We start from the raw sequence: 16,685 nt of genomic DNA, 5'->3' as shown, positions 1-16,685 counted from the left end.
CAGCCTTATTCCGCTGCTTCCAGACGGATATTGCGGCTCTGCACGGCGTTGCGTGTATAATCATCAATGCGCTTTTCAATCTCCGGACGGAAATTGCGGATCAGACCCTGAATCGGCCATGCAGCCGCGTCGCCAAGCGCGCAGATCGTGTGACCTTCAATCTGCTTGGTCACGTCGAACAGCATGTCGATTTCGCGCTTCTGCGCATTGCCCTTGACCATGCGTTCCATCACGCGCCACATCCAGCCGGTGCCTTCGCGGCACGGCGTGCACTGGCCGCAGCTTTCGTGCTTGAAGAACGCCGACAGACGGGCAATCGCCTTGATGATGTCGGTGGACTTGTCCATGACGATCAGGCCGCCGGTGCCGAACGACGATTTCTTGTCGCGCATGCCGTCGAAATCCATGATGGCGTCCATCATGTCTTCGCCCTTGATGACCGGGCAGGATGCGCCGCCGGGAATAACCGCCAACAGATTGTCCCAGCCGCCGCGAATGCCGCCAGCGTGCTTTTCGATCAGCTCGCGGAACGAAATGCCAAGGCCCTCTTCCACGACGCAAGGCGTGTTCACATGACCAGAAATCTGGAACAGCTTGGTGCCGACATTGTTCGGACGACCGATGGACGAGAACCATGCACCGCCGCGACGCAGGATCGTCGGCGCAACCGCAATCGATTCCACGTTGTTCACGGTCGTCGGGCAGCCATAAAGACCCATATTGGCCGGGAATGGCGGCTTCAGGCGCGGCTGGCCCTTCTTGCCTTCAAGGCTTTCGAGCAGCGCGGTTTCTTCGCCGCAGATATAAGCGCCAGCGCCATGGGAGACAAAAATGTCCATATCCCAGCCGCACTTGTTGTCCTTGCCAAGCAGACCAGCTTCGTAGCACTCGTCGATTGCTGCCTGCAGGGCTTCACGCTCACGCATGAATTCGCCGCGAATATAGATATAAGCGGTGTGTGCGCCCATGGCGCAACCGGCGATCACGCAACCTTCGATCAGCGTATGCGGATCGTGGCGCAGAATTTCGCGGTCCTTACAGGTGCCCGGTTCGGATTCGTCGGCATTGACGACGAGGTAATGCGGGCGACCGTCACTCTGCTTGGGCATGAACGACCATTTGAGCCCCGTCGGGAAGCCGGCGCCGCCGCGACCACGCAGGCCCGACGCCTTCATCTCGTCGATGATCCAGTCACGGCCCTTTTCGATGAAACCCTTGGTGTTGTCCCAATGGCCGCGCGCCATGGCACCCTTGAGGGAGCGATCCTTGAAGCCGTAAATATTGGTGAAGATGCGATCTTTATCAGCCAGCATGTCTCACCTGTTTCCGTTCGTGTTTGCGAATATCGAAGTCATCATACCGGCTTCTTTCCGAATACCTTGATGTATTCCTCGACGCCGCCCTTGGCCAAAGCCTTGGCTTGCTTCACCCAGTCTTCGCGCTCGATACGACCATGGAAGCTGAGATAACCGTCAACCCATTCACGCTCGGCCTTCTTCCAGGCCGCAACCTGCTTGAAGGTGAAGATGCCAAGCTCATGCAGGGTTCCTTCAATCTTCGGGCCAACGCCGGAGATCAGCTTCAGGTCGTCAACTACTTCCGGGCGCTCCATGGCAACCGGACGATTGGCATCGTCAAGCTTGAACGACTGCTTCGTATCAACCGAAGCGGCCTTCTCGGCAGTCTTCGGCACCTTGACGTCCGAAGGCGTCTTCAGGGCCGGATCGGTTTCGGGCGCATTGGTGACCGGCTTTGCAGCGTTCGACGGAGCGACGTTCTTCGCTTCTTCGGCGGCCTTGGCTTCGGCTTCCGCCTTGGCCTTTGCTTCCGCTTCGGCCTTCGCCTTGGCGGTCGCGGCATCCGATGCCTTGCGGGTTTCGAGACCGATCTTCTTGTAATCCAGATCTTCGGTCAGCGACGTCAGACCGTCAACCGGATTGGACGTTTCACGGCCAATCTGCGGGCCCGGCTTGACGGTGTCGCCCTTGCCAGCTTCGAAAGCGTCGATGATCTCAGCAAGGCGTTCCGGCGTCAGATCTTCATAGGCGTCCTTGAAGATCATGACCATCGGCGCATTGGCGCAAGCGCCCTGGCATTCGACTTCTTCCCACGACAGCGTACCGTCGGCATTAAGCTCGAAGGGATCGTGGTTGATCTTGTGACGGCAGACATCCATCAGCGCTTCCGAGCCACGCAACATGCACGGGGTCGTACCGCAAACCTGAATGTGAGCGCGCGTGCCGACAGGCTTGAGCTGGAACTGCGTATAGAAAGTAGCGACTTCCAGAACGCGGATCAGCGGCATGTCGAGCATGGCTGCCACATGTTCGATGGCAGCTTTCGTGACCCAGCCGTCCTGCTCCTGCGCACGCATGAGCAACGGAATGACAGCCGACTGCTGACGGCCATCGGGGAATTTTGCAATCGTCTTGTGCGCCCAGTCCTGATTTTCCGCGTTGAACGCGAAAGCGGCTGGCTGGACGGCATCATCTGCGAGACGGCGAACGGACATCAGCGGTCAACCTCACCAAACACGATATCGAGCGAGCCAAGAATTGCCGACACGTCAGCCAGCATATGGCCGCGGCACAGGAAATCCATGGCCTGAAGATGGGCAAAGCCCGGAGCGCGCAGCTTGCAGCGATAAGGTTTGTTGGAGCCGTCCGAAACGAGGAAGACGCCAAATTCGCCCTTCGGCGCTTCAACTGCTGCGTAAACTTCACCGGCAGGCACATGGTAGCCTTCCGTGTAAAGCTTGAAGTGGTGGATGAGCGCTTCCATTGAACGCTTCATCTCGCCGCGCTTCGGCGGCACGATCTTGTTGTCGGTATTGGAAACCGGACCGACGCGCTCCTTGCCGAGAAGCAGGTCAACGCACTGGCGCATGATGCGCGCCGACTGGCGCATTTCTTCCATGCGGATCAGGTAGCGGTCATAGCAGTCGCCGTTCTTGCCGATCGGAATGTCGAATTCCATCTCGTTGTAGCACTCATAAGGCTGCGACTTGCGCAGATCCCATGCAGCGCCCGAACCGCGCACCATGACGCCCGAGAAGCCCCATGCCCATGCATCTTCCAGCGACACCACGCCGATATCGACGTTACGCTGCTTGAAAATACGGTTCGGCGTGATGAGGTCATCAAGGTTGTTGAGCGTCTTGAAGAACGGATCGATCCATTTGCCGATGTCTTCAACGAGCTGATCCGGCAGGTCCTGATGGACACCACCCGGACGGAAATAGGCAGCGTGCATACGAGCGCCACAGGCGCGTTCGTAGAACACCATCAGCTTTTCGCGCTCTTCGAAGCCCCAAAGTGGCGGCGTCAGTGCGCCAACGTCCATGGCCTGCGTGGTCACGTTCAGAAGGTGGTTCAGGATACGGCCGATTTCCGAATAGAGAACGCGGATCAACTGACCGCGCTTCGGCACGTCGATGCCCATAAGGCGTTCAACGGCAAGCGCATAGGCATGTTCCTGGTTCATCGGCGCCACGTAGTCGAGGCGGTCGAGATAAGGCACAGCCTGAAGATAGGTTTTGGCTTCCATCAGCTTCTCGGTGCCGCGATGCAGCAGACCGATATGCGGATCGACGCGGTCGACGACTTCGCCGTCGAGTTCAAGCACCAGTCGCAGCACACCGTGCGCGGCGGGATGCTGCGGACCAAAGTTGATATTGAAATTGCGGACCTGAGTCTCAGCCATGTTCAGCTTCCCGTCGCTCAGTTCGTCTTTGCCTTCTCATCGCCCGGCAGGACGTATTCCGTCCCTTCCCATGGCGAGAGAAAATCGAAATTGCGGAATTCCTGACGCAGTTCGACAGGTTCGTAGATGACGCGCTTCAGCTCGTCGCTGTAACGCACTTCCACAAAGCCGGTCAGAGGGAAATCCTTGCGCAGCGGATGGCCTTCAAAACCATAGTCGGTCAGGAGGCGACGCAGATCCGGGTGGCCGGAGAACAACACGCCATACATGTCGTAGGTTTCGCGTTCATACCATTCGGCGCCAACGAAAACCGAAACCGCCGATGGAACCAGCGTGTCTTCGTCTGCCTGAACCTTGACGCGGATGCGCTGGTTCTGACGCGGCGACATCAGCTGATAGACCACATCGAAGCGATTGGCGCGCTGCGGGTAGTCAACGCCGGAAATATCCGTCAGATTGACGAACTGGCATTGAACATCGTCACGCAGGAAGGTCAGAACGCTGATAAGGCTCGTCACCGGAACAGAAAGCGTCAGCTCGCCATAGGCCAGCTTCGCCTCTTCGATTGCATCGCCGAGGCGTTCCTTGATGTAGCCGGAAAGTTCACCGAGAGCTTCTTCGCTCATTTCCCTAACTTCCTTATTTAGAACTCACACTGCACATGCCCTGGGAGACTTTTGGGAGAAATCCCACGCGGCGGTGTCAGTCGAACCCTAACAAAACCTGTATGACGCAAACCGGTCCAGTGACCGGATTAACGCTCGATCGTACCCGTGCGGCGGATCTTCTTCTGCAGCATAAGAATGCCGTAAAGCAGCGCTTCCGCAGTGGGCGGGCAGCCCGGCACGTAGATATCGACCGGAACCACGCGGTCACAGCCACGAACCACCGAATAGGAATAGTGGTAGTAGCCGCCGCCATTGGCGCAGGAACCCATCGAGATCACATAGCGCGGCTCAGGCATCTGGTCGTAGACCTTGCGCAGAGCGGGCGCCATCTTGTTGGTCAGCGTCCCTGCAACGATCATCACATCGGACTGACGCGGAGACGCGCGCGGTGCGATACCAAAGCGTTCGGCGTCGTAGCGCGGCATGGAAATGTGCATCATTTCCACAGCGCAGCAGGCGAGACCGAAGGTCATCCACATCAGAGAACCGGTGCGCGCCCAGGTGATCAGAGCGTCAGCAGATGTGACGATGAAGCCCTTGTCGGACAGTTCGCTGTTCAGATCGTTGAAGAAAGCATCGTCGGAACCGACAGGCTTGCCCGTGCGCGGGTCAAGAATGCCCTTCGGCTGCGGAGCCACGAGTGTGGTGTTGGCTGTGGTCAATCCCATTCCAGCGCTCCCTTCTTCCATTCATAGATGAAGCCGATGGTGAGGACGCCAAGGAACAACATCATCGACGCGAAGCCAAACCAGCCGATGGAACCGAAGGACACAGCCCACGGAAACAGGAAGGCGACTTCAAGATCGAAGATGATGAAGAGAATCGACACGAGATAGAAACGGATGTCGAATTTCATACGGGCGTCATCGAAGGCATTGAAGCCGCACTCGTAAGCTGAAAGCTTTTCCGGGTCTGGCTGTCTATATGCGACGAGGAACGGCGCAACCAGAAGGGCTACACCGATTACCATTGCGATGCCGAGAAAGATGACAATCGGCAAATAGGAACTTAAAAGCTCGTTCATGATCCTTTATCCGGCTTGAATACGAGGCTGCGCCGCCTGTCATAAGCTTTTTGAAGCCCACGACCATGCGACACATTGCATCTATTGCATCCTCGTCGCCCCAAGCAGCTTCAAAAGGCATGCCGTGCGAACTAAGCGCTTTCGCGGGGACGGTTAGCGCAGCCCGCGTTGAAGCGCAACCCCTCCAGCGCCTTCAGGTGGGCATAGTCGGGTCGAGATGCTTAATAAGGCATGACCTCGGGCCCGAATAACCCGGCTGAACTCGTTCTGCCCCCGTCCTGGCACAGTAAGATCATAATTTTGTGAGGCACTGTCTCATGATGCCTTCCCGCTGACAACAGCAAAGAGAATCAACGGCATTATTAATAAACTACGTTTGCGAACCATTTCGAACGCTTCGTCAGGCGGGAGAAATGCGAGCGCGCCCATGCGATCCATCCCGCTCCCCGCCTCCCGCGAATACACCCGCGCTCTGCTGTACGCAAATTTCTTTCGCGCAAGCCGCAATATGGAGAATGGAACCAGCTCCGCACTGTCTCAGCACGCCAAGCCATGCCTTCAGATCGGCAGAGCAGACTTTATCATAAGGACATTGCTTGGAATCGGAACGAAGGGAGGTCACACATGCAAGATTTTCTGCTCGCTGGCGGCGACCTTCTCGTGATCGGCGTGATCGTTCTCTCGGTCGCTTATCTCTCCTGGAAGCAATTCTCCCGATAAGAGAGACTGGCTCGCACAAACCGGCGGACGAACAAATTCGTCTAAACAGTTTTGGCGATCATTTATAAGGAAAGTTCGAGAAATGGCGTGGAGCGCCACTTTCAGTTCAACAGTGCATTTGATTATGTTGAAGGAAAGTGGCGCGAGTGACGGGGCTCGAACCCGCGACCTCCGGCGTGACAGGCCGGCACTCTAACCAACTGAGCTACACCCGCGCATTTTTTAAAGCCCGTAGGCTTCGGTCACCACCGCCGTTTCCGTCGGTGTGAGCGGTCGTTTAAGGGGTTCGCGAACAAGTGTCAAGCGCATGTTTGGAGAAGAATTGCGATATTCTGCAATTCATTCACAAGCTTTGCAAAACACCCCGAAAACAGGCCGCTAGTGGTCTGATTCCAACATTTGCCTCCCTCGGTTCACGCGCTGAGCAAATGTTGGAATCAAAAAGACCACTAGCAACTATATGTATCTAGTGGATTTTTCGAATTTGACGTTTGAAACAGCATCTATGTCAGCCGGGATTCAAACGTCAAATTCAATCCACTAGAATAGGCCCACGGCGCAGCAGCACACAAATGCTTGCACGACATGAAATACAAAAAAAGGGAAACAAATGAGGAGGCGTGGAGCGCCACTTTCAGTTCAACAGTGCATTTGATTGTGTTGAAGGAAAGTGGCGCGAGTGACGGGGCTCGAACCCGCGACCTCCGGCGTGACAGGCCGGCACTCTAACCAACTGAGCTACACCCGCGCATTTTCTAAAGCCCGTAGGCTTCGGTCACCACCGGCGTTTCCGTCGGTGTGAGCGGTCGTTTAAGGGGTTCGCGAACAAGTGTCAAGCAAGTGCTGAAAAAGAAAGCAAAAGAATTTTTGCCTTTCTGTGAAAAGGCCGGTTTTCCCGGCTTTTTCAAAGACATCCTGTTATCCACACCACGCTGACCGCCGCAACAATGACGGCGACCAGCGCGATGAATCACCTGCTGCTTCGGATATTCGCCCTCTCACCCGAACTTGCGATTCAAAATCCCTCATAGCGGGACATTACGAAGAATGTAACTGTGGTGTTACGCGACAATTCTCTCTATTCCATGTATCCATGCCTTCCCGATCCCTTTTAGCCGCCAAGGCGTGCAGAAAACGGATCGGTATAATATGAAGATCGCGCCGCGATAGACTGACTTGCTGCAAGAGCAGATGGAAAGGAATTGAGATGAGCTGGACACCCCATGGACAACACCTGATAGCTGGCGAGTGGGTTGCGGGGGAGACGACTTTTGCCTCGACACCGGCGACGGGTCCATCACATGAATTCGCAGTCGGTACGCCCGATCTGGTGGCGCGCGCCTGCGAAGCGGCAGAAGATGCTTTCTGGACTTATGGTTATACAAGCCGCGAAGAACGCGCCCTGTTCCTCGAAGCCATTGCCGACGAAATCGAAGCGCGCGCTGCCGCCATTACTGAAATCGGCACGCAGGAAACCGGCCTGCCGGCGGGTCGCCTTGAGGGCGAGCGTGGACGCACCACCGGCCAGCTGCGCCTTTTCGCCAGCCATATTCGCAAGGCTGACTACCTCGACCGTCGCGTGGACGAAGCCCTGCCCGATCGCAAGCCCGCACCCCGTCCGGAAATCCGCCTGATGCAGCGCCCGATCGGCCCAGTTGCCGTTTTCGGCGCATCCAACTTTCCGCTCGCCTTCTCGACCGCTGGCGGCGACACCGCCGCAGCGCTTGCCGCAGGCTGCCCGGTTGTGGTTAAGGGCCACTCCGCCCATCCCGGCACCGGCGAAATCGTCGCTGACGCCATTCAGGCCGCCATCGCCAAGACCGGCGTGCCGAAGGGTGTGTTCAGCCTCATTCAGGGTGGCGACCGCAAGGTCGGCGAAGCGCTGGTCACTCATCCGCTGATCAAGGCTGTCGGCTTTACCGGATCGTTGGGCGGTGGCCGCGCTTTGTTCAATCTGTGCGCCAAGCGCCCGGAACCGATTCCTTTCTTCGGCGAGCTTGGCTCGGTCAATCCGATGTTCATGCTGCCGGAAGCCATGAAGACCCGCGCGACGTCGCTCGGCGAAGGTTGGGCTGGCTCGCTGACTATGGGCGCCGGTCAGTTCTGCACCAATCCCGGCATTGCTGTGGTGATCGACGGTTCGGATGCCGACAGCTTTGTGCAGTCAACCCGCAGCGCTCTGGAAAAGGTCGCGCCGCAGGTCATGCTGACCGATGGCATTGCCAAGGCCTATCAGGACGGCAAGGCGCATTTCGACAGCCGCAACTCCGTCAAGCCGGTGCTGACCACCGAAAGCAAGGGCCGTGAGGCTTCGCCCAATCTCTATGAGACCACCGGCGACGCCTTCCTCGGCGATCACAGCATCGGCGAAGAAGTGTTCGGCCCGCTCGGCGTTGTCGTTCGCGTCAAGTCGGTCGATGACATGGTGCATCTGGCAAAAGGTTTTGAAGGCCAGCTGACGGCAACCTTGCACATGGACAAGGACGATGCCGCCGCAGCGCGCAAGCTTCTGCCGGTTCTGGAACGCAAGGCCGGACGCGTTCTGGCCAACGGTTTCCCAACCGGCGTGGAAGTGGTCGATTCGATGGTTCATGGTGGCCCCTACCCGGCCAGCACCAATTTCGGCGCCACCAGCGTCGGAACCATGTCCATCCGTCGCTTCCTGCGCCCCGTCAGCTATCAGAACATCCCAGCCGATGTGCTCCCTGCTGACCTCGCGTAAATAAACAGATGAGACGCAGATCAAAGTCTCAAAGAGCTTTGGTCTGCGTCTCATCATTACGGCGTGCAGCGGCGACGGTCTCAAAAGTCCAAGTCAGTTTCCATGGACGGATTCCTCAAGGCGCGCACGTTCGCGCAAGCGAAAGCTGCGGGGCGTTTCGCCTGTGAAATTCTGGAAGAAACGCGAGAAATAGGCCGGGTCCGCAAAGCCCAGCGAATAAGCAATGTGCTGGACTGACGACGGCATGGCGATCAGATCGTGCTTGGCCACCTCGATCAGCTTATGCGCAATCATATGTTGTGTCGTCTCGCCGGTGAGCCGCCGCACCAGCCGGTTGAGATGGGTTGGCGACAGGCCGAGTTGATCGGCATAAAACGCCACCGGGCGATGCTCCCGAAAATGCCGTTCGATCAGTTCCAGAAATTTTTCCACGCGCACATCGCTATAGTCTGGGCGTCCGGTCTCATCAAGCGACCCACTCAATCCATGACGTGAAACCAGCACGATCATCGTTTTAAGCATCGACTCCAATATGCTGTTTTTATATGGCTTTCTGGAATAGAATTCGACCTGTATCCGATTGACGGTCAAGGCTGCCAGTTCACGATCCTCCAGCGCGGCATCTTCCATCGCCACAAGTCTCGGCTCATTCAGCCAAGCTCCGAACGGCCCACCGCGGCGGTCGCCGACAAAGGGCATTTGCGGGCGCAATATCGTGATGATGTGCCCATTGATATCGCGTGAGAACGAAAACCCATGGTTGAATCCGGGCGGCACAAGAATAGCGCATGGCGTGCGAAAACTGTGAATCACGCCGTTGAAACTGGCATTGCCTGCGCCATCCTGAATGTACAGGAATTGAAAGAAATTCTCGTGACGATGCAGCGATATTTCAAACTGATACAGGCTGGATCTGGAATAAAGCGTCTCACAATGTAGCCAGAAATCGGGCTTTTTATCGGTCCCTTCCCCATAGAGTTCATAGGTTGGAACATCGACGCGCATCATTCTCTCCTGCAGATTGTGTTCGATTTGTACAATTAATTGCAGCAAGAATCCATTGCCAGTTTGCAACGATTCCAAAAAATAAGGGGCATCGTTGCGTTGGGAGGAAATCATGCGCACTAAAGTCGCTATTATTGGTTCGGGTCCGTCCGGCTTGTTGCTCGGACAACTCTTGACGCGCGCCGGTATCGACAATGTCATTCTCGACCGCGCCAGCGAAAATTATATTCTGGGCCGCGTACGCGCCGGGGTGCTCGAAGAAGGCACCGTTCGCCTGATGGAAGAAGCCGGCGCTGCCGAGCGCCTGCACCGCGAAGGCCTGCCGCATGACGGCTTTTCGCTTGCTTTCGACGGTCGTGATCACCGCATCGATCTTCACGCCCTCACCGGCAAGCGCGTGACCGTCTATGGTCAGACGGAACTGACGCAAGACTTGATGGATGAGCGGCACAAATCCGGCACTGTCGGCATTTATGAAGCCGCGAATGTCGCGCCGCATGATTTTGACGGCGCATCGCCTTACGTCACCTACGAAAAAGATGGCGTCACGCACCGGATCGATTGCGACTTCATCGCCGGTTGTGATGGCTATCACGGCATCAGCCGCAAATCGGTGCCCGAAAAGGCCATCACCAATTTCGAAAAGGTCTATCCTTTCGGATGGCTTGGCGTTCTGGCGGATATTCCGCCGGTCGATCACGAACTTATATACGCCAATCACGAACGCGGTTTCGCGCTGTGCTCAATGCGGTCGGAAACCCGCAGCCGCTATTATCTGCAGTGCTCGCTGGACGAAAAGATCGAGGATTGGAGCGACGACCGCTTCTATGACGAATTGCGCCGTCGTCTGCCAGTGAACCATGCGGAAGCTCTGGTGACAGGCCCCTCTTTCGAAAAGTCGATAGCGCCGCTTCGCTCCTTCGTTGCCGAGCCGATGCGTTTCGGAAAACTGTTCCTCGTCGGCGATGCCGCCCATATCGTTCCGCCGACCGGCGCGAAGGGCCTCAATCTGGCGGCCAGCGATGTCCACTATCTTTTTGAGGGCTTGCGCGAGTTCTATCTCGAAAATTCTGCAGCGGGCGTGGATGCCTATTCGGCCAAAGCACTGGCGCGCATTTGGAAAGCGGAGCGTTTTTCCTGGTCGATGACGAAAATGCTGCATCGCTTTCCGGACATGGAAGCCTTCGATCAGAAGGTTCAGGAGGCGGAGCTTGACTATATCAGCCATTCTCACGCGGCATCGACCGCGCTGGCGGAAAACTATGTAGGATTACCGTTCTAAACATAAGCAATCGAACATACGGCGCGCTGCTTTGTACTTAAGTGGCGCGCCATCGTGCCGATCGGTGCGCGTCGGGCTTGAATGCGAGGAAATATCGGACTTAAATCCTCGAAAGAAAGTCTGTGCGCAGCGGTGTTGAATCATTTCTTATTTGGACGCAAACATAACCATTGAGTTATGATTTCGACAGACAATATCATTTTACATAAACAGTCAGATCGACATTCTAGAGCGCAACCCGAAAAGTGTGGAGACGGTTTTCGGAAAGATGCGCGTTAGGCAAAAGTTGGGACGCGCCGATCTAATGCAAACAGATCGAAACGCGCTCTAAAATAGGACATTCCATGCGATACTGAGACGGTCAGGCGCAGGAATGTTGGGCAACCGGGAGGAAGTTATGAAGAAAATTGCACTCACCGCGCTGGCGGTATTGTCGCTCACCGCATCCGCGGCTTATGCCGATGCGGTCAAGGTTGGCGTTATCGGTCCGTTTTCGGGACCGTTTGCCATTCAGGGCAAGAATTTCAAGGCCGGTATCGACGCCTATATGGCCGAACACGGCAACAAGGTCGGCGAAGACACGGTGGAAGTCGTTTATCGCGATGTACCGCAGGCCGATCCCGCGCAGTCCAAGGCACTGGCGCAGGAACTCGTCGTCAAGGAAGGCGTGCAATATCTGGCAGGCTTCTATTTCACGCCTGACGCCATGGCCGTCACGCCGATCTTGAAGCAGGGCAATGTGCCGATGGTGGTGATGAATGCCGCCACGTCCGCAATCGTGACCAAGAGCCCCTATGTGGTGCGCACATCGTTCACGACCTGGCAGACCTCAACCCCTATTGCCAAAGTGGCAATCGACAAGGGCGTGAAGAAGGTCATCTCGGTGGTGAGCGATTACGGTCCGGGCGTCGATGCGGAAAATGCTTTCAAAGCCGCTTTTACGGAAGCTGGCGGTGAAGTGGTGGAAGCCATCCGCATGCCGCTTGCCACCAATGATTTCAGCCCGATCATGCAGCGCATCAAGGATTCCGGTGCGCAAGGCGTTTTCGCCTTTCTACCGTCCGGTCCCACCACGCTCGGTTTCATGAAAGCCTATGTCGATAACGGCCTCAAGAAAGACGGCGTACAGCTTTTTGCGCCGGGCGACCTGACGCAGGAATCCGATCTTCCCGCCCTTGGCGAAACGGCGCTTGGCGTGCTGACGACCTTCCATTATGCGATTTCGCACGATTCTCCGGAAAACAAGAAGTTCGTCGAAGAAGCGGGCAAGGCCATCGGCAACCCAGCTGAATTGTCCTTCCCGTCTGTCAGCGCCTATGACGGCATGCATGTCATCTACAAGATGATCGAAGCAACCGGCGGCAAGAAGGATGCGGAAAAGGCTGTGGAAGCCGTCAAGGGCATGGAATGGATCAGCCCGCGCGGCCCGGTTTCCATCGATCCGGAAAGCCGTCACCTGACGCAGAATATCTATCTGCGTGAAGTCGCCAAGGCGGAAGACGGCACCTATTACAACAAGGAAATCCAGACCTTCGAAAAGCAGGGCGATCCGGGCCTCAAGGCCAAGTAATTCACCTGCTTCACGGTTCAGCCCGCCTTATATTCCAAGGGATATGAGGCACTTGCGCTCCCGGAACGTTCCGGGAGCGACTTTCTCTCCGCCTCCGGCCAGAGAATCGATCTAGAGCGTTCCGGCTAGAACGGAATCATGGAACCGCTCTATCTCTTTGTTTTACGCATTATCCTACGCAAAACCGCTATGCACTTTTGCCGGAAATGCTCCAATAGGATTACTCAATGCAGACTGTGCTCAGCATTGCTGTCGATGCCCTCGCCTATGGCATGGTGCTTTTCGTCATCTCTATCGGCCTTTCGGTCACCATGGGCCTGATGCGCGTCGTCAATCTGGCGCATGGCGCCTTCGCTATGATCGGCGGCTATTTCGCGTCTTACGCCGCGCATCAGCTTGGCCTCAATTACGGTTTTGCCATCATCATTGCCGTTATCGGCACGATGATTATCGCTGTTCCGGTGGAGCGCCTGCTCTATCGCCGCATCTATGGCGCACCGGAGCTGACGCAGGTTCTGATGACCATCGGCATCACATTCTGCATCATCGGTCTGACAAACTATATTTTCGGCCCGACGCTGAAGACCATCCCACTGCCGGAAATGCTGCGCGGCTCGATTGATCTCGGCTTCCGCGCCATCGCCAAGCATCGCGTTTTCGCCATCGGCTGTGGCCTCGCCGTTGCAATCGGCCTCTGGTACATCGTTGAACGCACCGCCTTCGGCGTCAAACTTCGCGCTGCTGTCGATAACGCCAATATGGCTGCCGCGCTCGGCGTTCGGACCGAAATCGTCTATGCGATCAGCTTTGCGCTCGCCATCGGCCTTGCCGCATTCGGCGGTGTCGTCGGTGCTGAACTGCTGCCCGTCGAGCCCTATTACGCGCTGCGCTATATGGTGACGTTTCTTGTGGTCGTTTCCGTCGGCGGCGCTGGCTCCATCCCGGGCGCTCTTATCGCCTGTCTGCTGCTGGGCGCTATCGACACGACGGGACGCTATCTCGCGCCAGAATATGGCGAATTCTTCTTCTATCTGGCGGTGATCGTGATCGTTACCCTGTTTCCACGCGGCCTTGCCGGAAGGTTGGCCAAGAAATGACCGACATGTCGCAAACTCTCCCCCAAAACCGCAATTCCTATGCGGGCCTGATTGGCGTCATCGCCATCATCGTGGCCAGCATCGTCGGCTGGTTCCTGTTTCCCGATAATCTGGCGCTTCTGACGCGCATCATCGCGATTGCGCTTCTCGTACTCTCGCTCGATCTCGTCACCGGCTATTGCGGCATCGCAACGCTCGGCCATGCAGCCTTGTTCGGCGCTGGCGCTTATGGCGCGGGCATTGCCGCAGCGCATTTCGGCGTGACCGACCCGCTGCTGATGACGTTTATCGGCCTCGCCACTGGTGCCGTCACCGGACTGGTTTCCGGCTTCGTCATCTTGCGCGCCCATGGATTGGCGCAGCTCGTATTGTCGATTGCCGTGGTGCATCTTTTCCACGAAGCGGCCAACAAGGCATCCAACTGGACCGGCGGCAGCGATGGCCTGAGCGGCATTTCGCCCGATCCGATCTTCGACATGTTCGAATTCGATCTTTATGGACAGACCGCCTATATTTTCGGTGTCATCCTGTTGGTCGTGTCGTTCATTTTCCTGCGCTATGTCGTGCGGTCGCCTTTCGGCATGCTTTGCCGGGGCGTGAAGGAAGATCCGATCCGTATCCACGCCATGGGTGCTTCGGTTCATTCGGCGCAGCTTCGCATGTATGTCATTTCCGGCGCCATTGCCGGTATCGGCGGCGCGCTGAACGCCATTTCAACGCAGGTCGTGGGTCTCGACAGCCTCAGCTTCACCATGTCGGCGGAAGCGCTGGTCATGCTGGTTCTGGGCGGCACGGGTACTTTGTTTGGCGGTCTGATCGGCACCGTCGTCTTCATGTGGTTCGAAGATCTGGTTTCTGCCGCCAATCCGTTCCACTGGCTCACCATGGTTGGCGCATTGCTGATCCTCGTGGTGCTGTTCGCCCCGCGCGGCCTCTATGGCACCGCCGTTCACTATTTCGAAAAGCGGAAGGCGCGCAACACATGAGCACCGTGTTTGAAGTCTCAAAACTGCGCAAGAATTTCGGCGGTCTTGCCGTCACGAACGATGTCTCGCTCAGCATGGCCAAGGGCGACCGTGTTGCCCTGATCGGACCGAACGGCGCAGGCAAGACCACATTCGTCAATCTCGTGACGGGAAACCTTCCCGCCACCTCCGGCACAGTGACGCTGGGCGGCGAGAATGTCTCGAAACTCAACGCCATGCAGCGCGTGCGGCGCGGTCTGGTGCGCTCATTCCAGGTCACGCGGCTCTTCTTCGACATGACGCCGGAAGAGCATGTCGCGCTCGCCGTTTTGCAGCGAGAAGGCAAGACGGGCCGCATTCTCGGCGATTATCATAAAATGCCGGGCGTGATGGATGAGGTGCGCGATATTCTCGACACGCTCGGCCTGCTGCCGCTCAGTCAGCTGCGCGTCAGCCAGATCGCTTATGGCCAGCAACGACTGCTGGAGATCGCGCTGGCACTGGCGCTACGTCCAAAGGTGCTGTTGCTGGACGAACCCGCCGCCGGTGTGCCGCAAAGCGATACGGGCCGTATCGAAGAAGCGCTCGAGCGCCTCCCCGCCGATCTTGCTGTTCTCATGATCGAGCACGACATGGATCTGGTTTTCCGCTTTGCAAAACGCGTTATCGTTCTGGCCGCTGGAACCGTGATTTTCGACGGACTGCCGCAAGATGTCGTGCAGGATACCCGTGTCCGTGAAGCCTATCTGGGGAGCTATGCGCAATGAGTGCAGCCTCGCTTGAAATCCGCAATCTTTCGTCCGGCTATGGTCCTACACGGGTCATTGAAGATGTGTCGTTCAAAGCCGAACCCGGCTCACGGCTGGCCATATTAGGGCGCAACGGCGTCGGCAAGACCAGCCTCTTTGCGACCATCGCCGGACAAACCCGGCGCTATGGCGGTGAAATCCTGCTGGGCGGCCAGAATATCGCGACACTTCCATCTGCCGCGCGCGCATTGGCCGGTCTTGGCTATGTGCCGCAGACCCGCGATGTGTTCCCCACGCTGACGGTGGAAGAAAACCTGTTCGTCGGCTTGAAAAAACGACCAAAGGACGCGCTCGAAGAAGCCTATGCCATGTTCCCTCGCCTCAAGGAGCGGCGGCGCAATCTGGGTTCGCAGCTTTCCGGCGGGGAGCAGCAGATGCTTTCAACGGCACGCAGCATTCTCGGCAAGCCGACGGTGCTGCTGCTGGACGAGCCGCTTGAAGGCCTCGCGCCGGTCATTTGCGAAGAGCTGATGGCAGCATTCTCGACACTGGCGCAAAAGGGCGACATGACCATCCTGCTCGTCGAACAACGGATCCAGAGCGCGCTCGACTTCGCCGATCACGTTATCATTCTGGAGCGCGGACGCATTGCGTGGTCCGGTACGTCCGAACAACTGGCGTCAGATCATCACGCAGTTGAAGAACACCTGGGCGTCGGCGGTTTGCATTGATCGAGCGCCACTCGGCGCCAATTGATATATATTTATAGAGGTTATGGCGGGCATTGTCCCGCCATAGTCGTTTTAGCGGCTTGGCGCCTAAGCAGAACATGAAGACGTCTATATCCAAAGCGGCGACGTTCATGCGCCAGCTCCTTCATCCGCTCGCGAAGGTCATGATCATCGCTGCGGCTGAAAGAAGGACGTGGATGATGCCTCCCACACACGGCGGGAGCGGGAGGCGGGCGTTTTGAGGTCGGGCCAGCTCAATCGCCGTGGGCGGCCCTGATAAAAACGGTAACCTCGAGGGAGATCCACCATCGTGGGCTTTTCAGATCCACTTCCGATCGTCCAGATGGCGCAAGAGCACTATTCGACGCGGGTGTTAGAGTCCGTTTGAGAATTTAGTTTCCTTGGTCTCTGGTTCGTGATTCAGATTAACGATGTGGACACGAGAGACGC

The 16,685-nt window shown here is 57.0% G+C and carries 14 protein-coding genes and 2 tRNA genes; 7 read left to right on the top strand and 9 right to left on the bottom strand.

Features of this window, described 5'->3' with window-relative positions; all coding sequences use genetic code 11:
* Window positions 1-5 precede the first annotated feature (5 nt).
* From nuoF to FIC94_RS12430, 8 genes are all read right to left on the bottom strand, one after another.
* Window positions 6-1,313 (bottom strand): NADH-quinone oxidoreductase subunit NuoF, encoded by a 1,308-nt coding sequence (nuoF, locus tag FIC94_RS12470; protein WP_121535820.1) that lies wholly within the window; start codon window positions 1,311-1,313, stop codon window positions 6-8.
* A 41-nt stretch (window positions 1,314-1,354) separates the two neighbouring features.
* Window positions 1,355-2,512, bottom strand: a complete 1,158-nt coding sequence (locus tag FIC94_RS12465) for an NADH-quinone oxidoreductase subunit E (protein ID WP_140025090.1) — start codon at window positions 2,510-2,512, stop codon at window positions 1,355-1,357.
* The gene (locus tag FIC94_RS12460) at window positions 2,512-3,702 is read right to left on the bottom strand and encodes an NADH-quinone oxidoreductase subunit D (RefSeq protein WP_109368795.1); all 1,191 of its coding nucleotides are present in this window, start codon (window positions 3,700-3,702) and stop codon (window positions 2,512-2,514) included. Before FIC94_RS12460 ends, FIC94_RS12465 begins: the two co-directional genes overlap by 1 nt.
* Before the next feature lie 17 nt (window positions 3,703-3,719).
* Entirely contained in the window at window positions 3,720-4,328 is a 609-nt protein-coding gene (locus FIC94_RS12455; protein ID WP_109368794.1) for an NADH-quinone oxidoreductase subunit C, read from the bottom strand.
* Window positions 4,329-4,456: 128 nt separating this feature from the next.
* A complete protein-coding gene (locus tag FIC94_RS12450) occupies window positions 4,457-5,038 on the bottom strand; it encodes a NuoB/complex I 20 kDa subunit family protein (protein ID WP_010661172.1) in 582 nt (193 codons plus the stop codon).
* Complete coding sequence (locus FIC94_RS12445; RefSeq protein WP_078338422.1) at window positions 5,029-5,394, bottom strand: NADH-quinone oxidoreductase subunit A; 366 nt, start codon at window positions 5,392-5,394, stop codon at window positions 5,029-5,031. The genes FIC94_RS12450 and FIC94_RS12445 overlap by 10 nt, the downstream gene beginning before the upstream one ends.
* Before the next feature lie 858 nt (window positions 5,395-6,252).
* Window positions 6,253-6,329 (bottom strand) — tRNA-Asp (locus FIC94_RS12440).
* A 456-nt stretch (window positions 6,330-6,785) separates the two neighbouring features.
* Window positions 6,786-6,862 (bottom strand) — tRNA-Asp (locus FIC94_RS12430).
* Between the two features lie 459 nt (window positions 6,863-7,321).
* Here FIC94_RS12430 and FIC94_RS12425 point away from each other — a divergent pair.
* The gene (locus FIC94_RS12425; RefSeq protein ID WP_140025089.1) at window positions 7,322-8,836 is read left to right on the top strand and encodes an aldehyde dehydrogenase (NADP(+)); all 1,515 of its coding nucleotides are present in this window, start codon (window positions 7,322-7,324) and stop codon (window positions 8,834-8,836) included.
* Window positions 8,837-8,929: 93 nt separating this feature from the next.
* Here the strand turns inward: FIC94_RS12425 and FIC94_RS12420 are convergent, their stop codons facing one another.
* Window positions 8,930-9,841, bottom strand: coding sequence for a helix-turn-helix domain-containing protein (locus FIC94_RS12420; protein ID WP_124915655.1), 912 nt, complete (start codon window positions 9,839-9,841; stop codon window positions 8,930-8,932).
* A 112-nt stretch (window positions 9,842-9,953) separates the two neighbouring features.
* Between FIC94_RS12420 and pobA the strand changes: the two genes are divergently transcribed.
* From pobA to FIC94_RS12390, 6 genes are all read left to right on the top strand, one after another.
* The gene (pobA, locus tag FIC94_RS12415) at window positions 9,954-11,123 is read left to right on the top strand and encodes a 4-hydroxybenzoate 3-monooxygenase (protein ID WP_140025088.1); all 1,170 of its coding nucleotides are present in this window, start codon (window positions 9,954-9,956) and stop codon (window positions 11,121-11,123) included.
* 397 nt (window positions 11,124-11,520) lie between these two features.
* The gene (locus FIC94_RS12410) at window positions 11,521-12,693 is read left to right on the top strand and encodes an ABC transporter substrate-binding protein (protein ID WP_109368790.1); all 1,173 of its coding nucleotides are present in this window, start codon (window positions 11,521-11,523) and stop codon (window positions 12,691-12,693) included.
* Between the two features lie 227 nt (window positions 12,694-12,920).
* Entirely contained in the window at window positions 12,921-13,790 is an 870-nt protein-coding gene (locus FIC94_RS12405) for a branched-chain amino acid ABC transporter permease (protein ID WP_109368789.1), read from the top strand.
* Window positions 13,787-14,776, top strand: a complete 990-nt coding sequence (locus FIC94_RS12400) for a branched-chain amino acid ABC transporter permease (protein WP_140025087.1) — start codon at window positions 13,787-13,789, stop codon at window positions 14,774-14,776. Before FIC94_RS12405 ends, FIC94_RS12400 begins: the two co-directional genes overlap by 4 nt.
* On the top strand, window positions 14,773-15,522 hold the full coding sequence (locus tag FIC94_RS12395) for an ABC transporter ATP-binding protein (RefSeq protein ID WP_140025086.1): 750 nt from the start codon (window positions 14,773-14,775) through the stop codon (window positions 15,520-15,522). The genes FIC94_RS12400 and FIC94_RS12395 overlap by 4 nt, the downstream gene beginning before the upstream one ends.
* Window positions 15,519-16,235, top strand: coding sequence for an ABC transporter ATP-binding protein (locus tag FIC94_RS12390; RefSeq protein WP_121535793.1), 717 nt, complete (start codon window positions 15,519-15,521; stop codon window positions 16,233-16,235). The genes FIC94_RS12395 and FIC94_RS12390 overlap by 4 nt, the downstream gene beginning before the upstream one ends.
* The last annotated feature ends 450 nt before the right edge of the window (window positions 16,236-16,685 follow it).

Source organism: Ochrobactrum teleogrylli (assembly GCF_006376685.1).
Classification (GTDB): domain Bacteria; phylum Pseudomonadota; class Alphaproteobacteria; order Rhizobiales; family Rhizobiaceae; genus Brucella; species Brucella teleogrylli.
The sequence above is the reverse complement of the archived record's forward strand: the minus strand, read 5'-3'. Positions and strand labels throughout refer to the sequence as shown.

Coding starts and splice junctions, on each gene's coding strand:
- nuoF (WP_121535820.1), bottom strand. CDS start 1,313: ATGCTGGCTGATAAAGATCGCATCTTCACCAATATTTACGGCTTCAAG.
- FIC94_RS12465 (WP_140025090.1), bottom strand. CDS start 2,512: ATGTCCGTTCGCCGTCTCGCAGATGATGCCGTCCAGCCAGCCGCTTTC.
- FIC94_RS12460 (WP_109368795.1), bottom strand. CDS start 3,702: ATGGCTGAGACTCAGGTCCGCAATTTCAATATCAACTTTGGTCCGCAG.
- FIC94_RS12455 (WP_109368794.1), bottom strand. CDS start 4,328: ATGAGCGAAGAAGCTCTCGGTGAACTTTCCGGCTACATCAAGGAACGC.
- FIC94_RS12450 (WP_010661172.1), bottom strand. CDS start 5,038: ATGGGATTGACCACAGCCAACACCACACTCGTGGCTCCGCAGCCGAAG.
- FIC94_RS12445 (WP_078338422.1), bottom strand. CDS start 5,394: ATGAACGAGCTTTTAAGTTCCTATTTGCCGATTGTCATCTTTCTCGGC.
- FIC94_RS12425 (WP_140025089.1), top strand. CDS start 7,322: ATGAGCTGGACACCCCATGGACAACACCTGATAGCTGGCGAGTGGGTT.
- FIC94_RS12420 (WP_124915655.1), bottom strand. CDS start 9,841: ATGCGCGTCGATGTTCCAACCTATGAACTCTATGGGGAAGGGACCGAT.
- pobA (WP_140025088.1), top strand. CDS start 9,954: ATGCGCACTAAAGTCGCTATTATTGGTTCGGGTCCGTCCGGCTTGTTG.
- FIC94_RS12410 (WP_109368790.1), top strand. CDS start 11,521: ATGAAGAAAATTGCACTCACCGCGCTGGCGGTATTGTCGCTCACCGCA.
- FIC94_RS12405 (WP_109368789.1), top strand. CDS start 12,921: ATGCAGACTGTGCTCAGCATTGCTGTCGATGCCCTCGCCTATGGCATG.
- FIC94_RS12400 (WP_140025087.1), top strand. CDS start 13,787: ATGACCGACATGTCGCAAACTCTCCCCCAAAACCGCAATTCCTATGCG.
- FIC94_RS12395 (WP_140025086.1), top strand. CDS start 14,773: ATGAGCACCGTGTTTGAAGTCTCAAAACTGCGCAAGAATTTCGGCGGT.
- FIC94_RS12390 (WP_121535793.1), top strand. CDS start 15,519: ATGAGTGCAGCCTCGCTTGAAATCCGCAATCTTTCGTCCGGCTATGGT.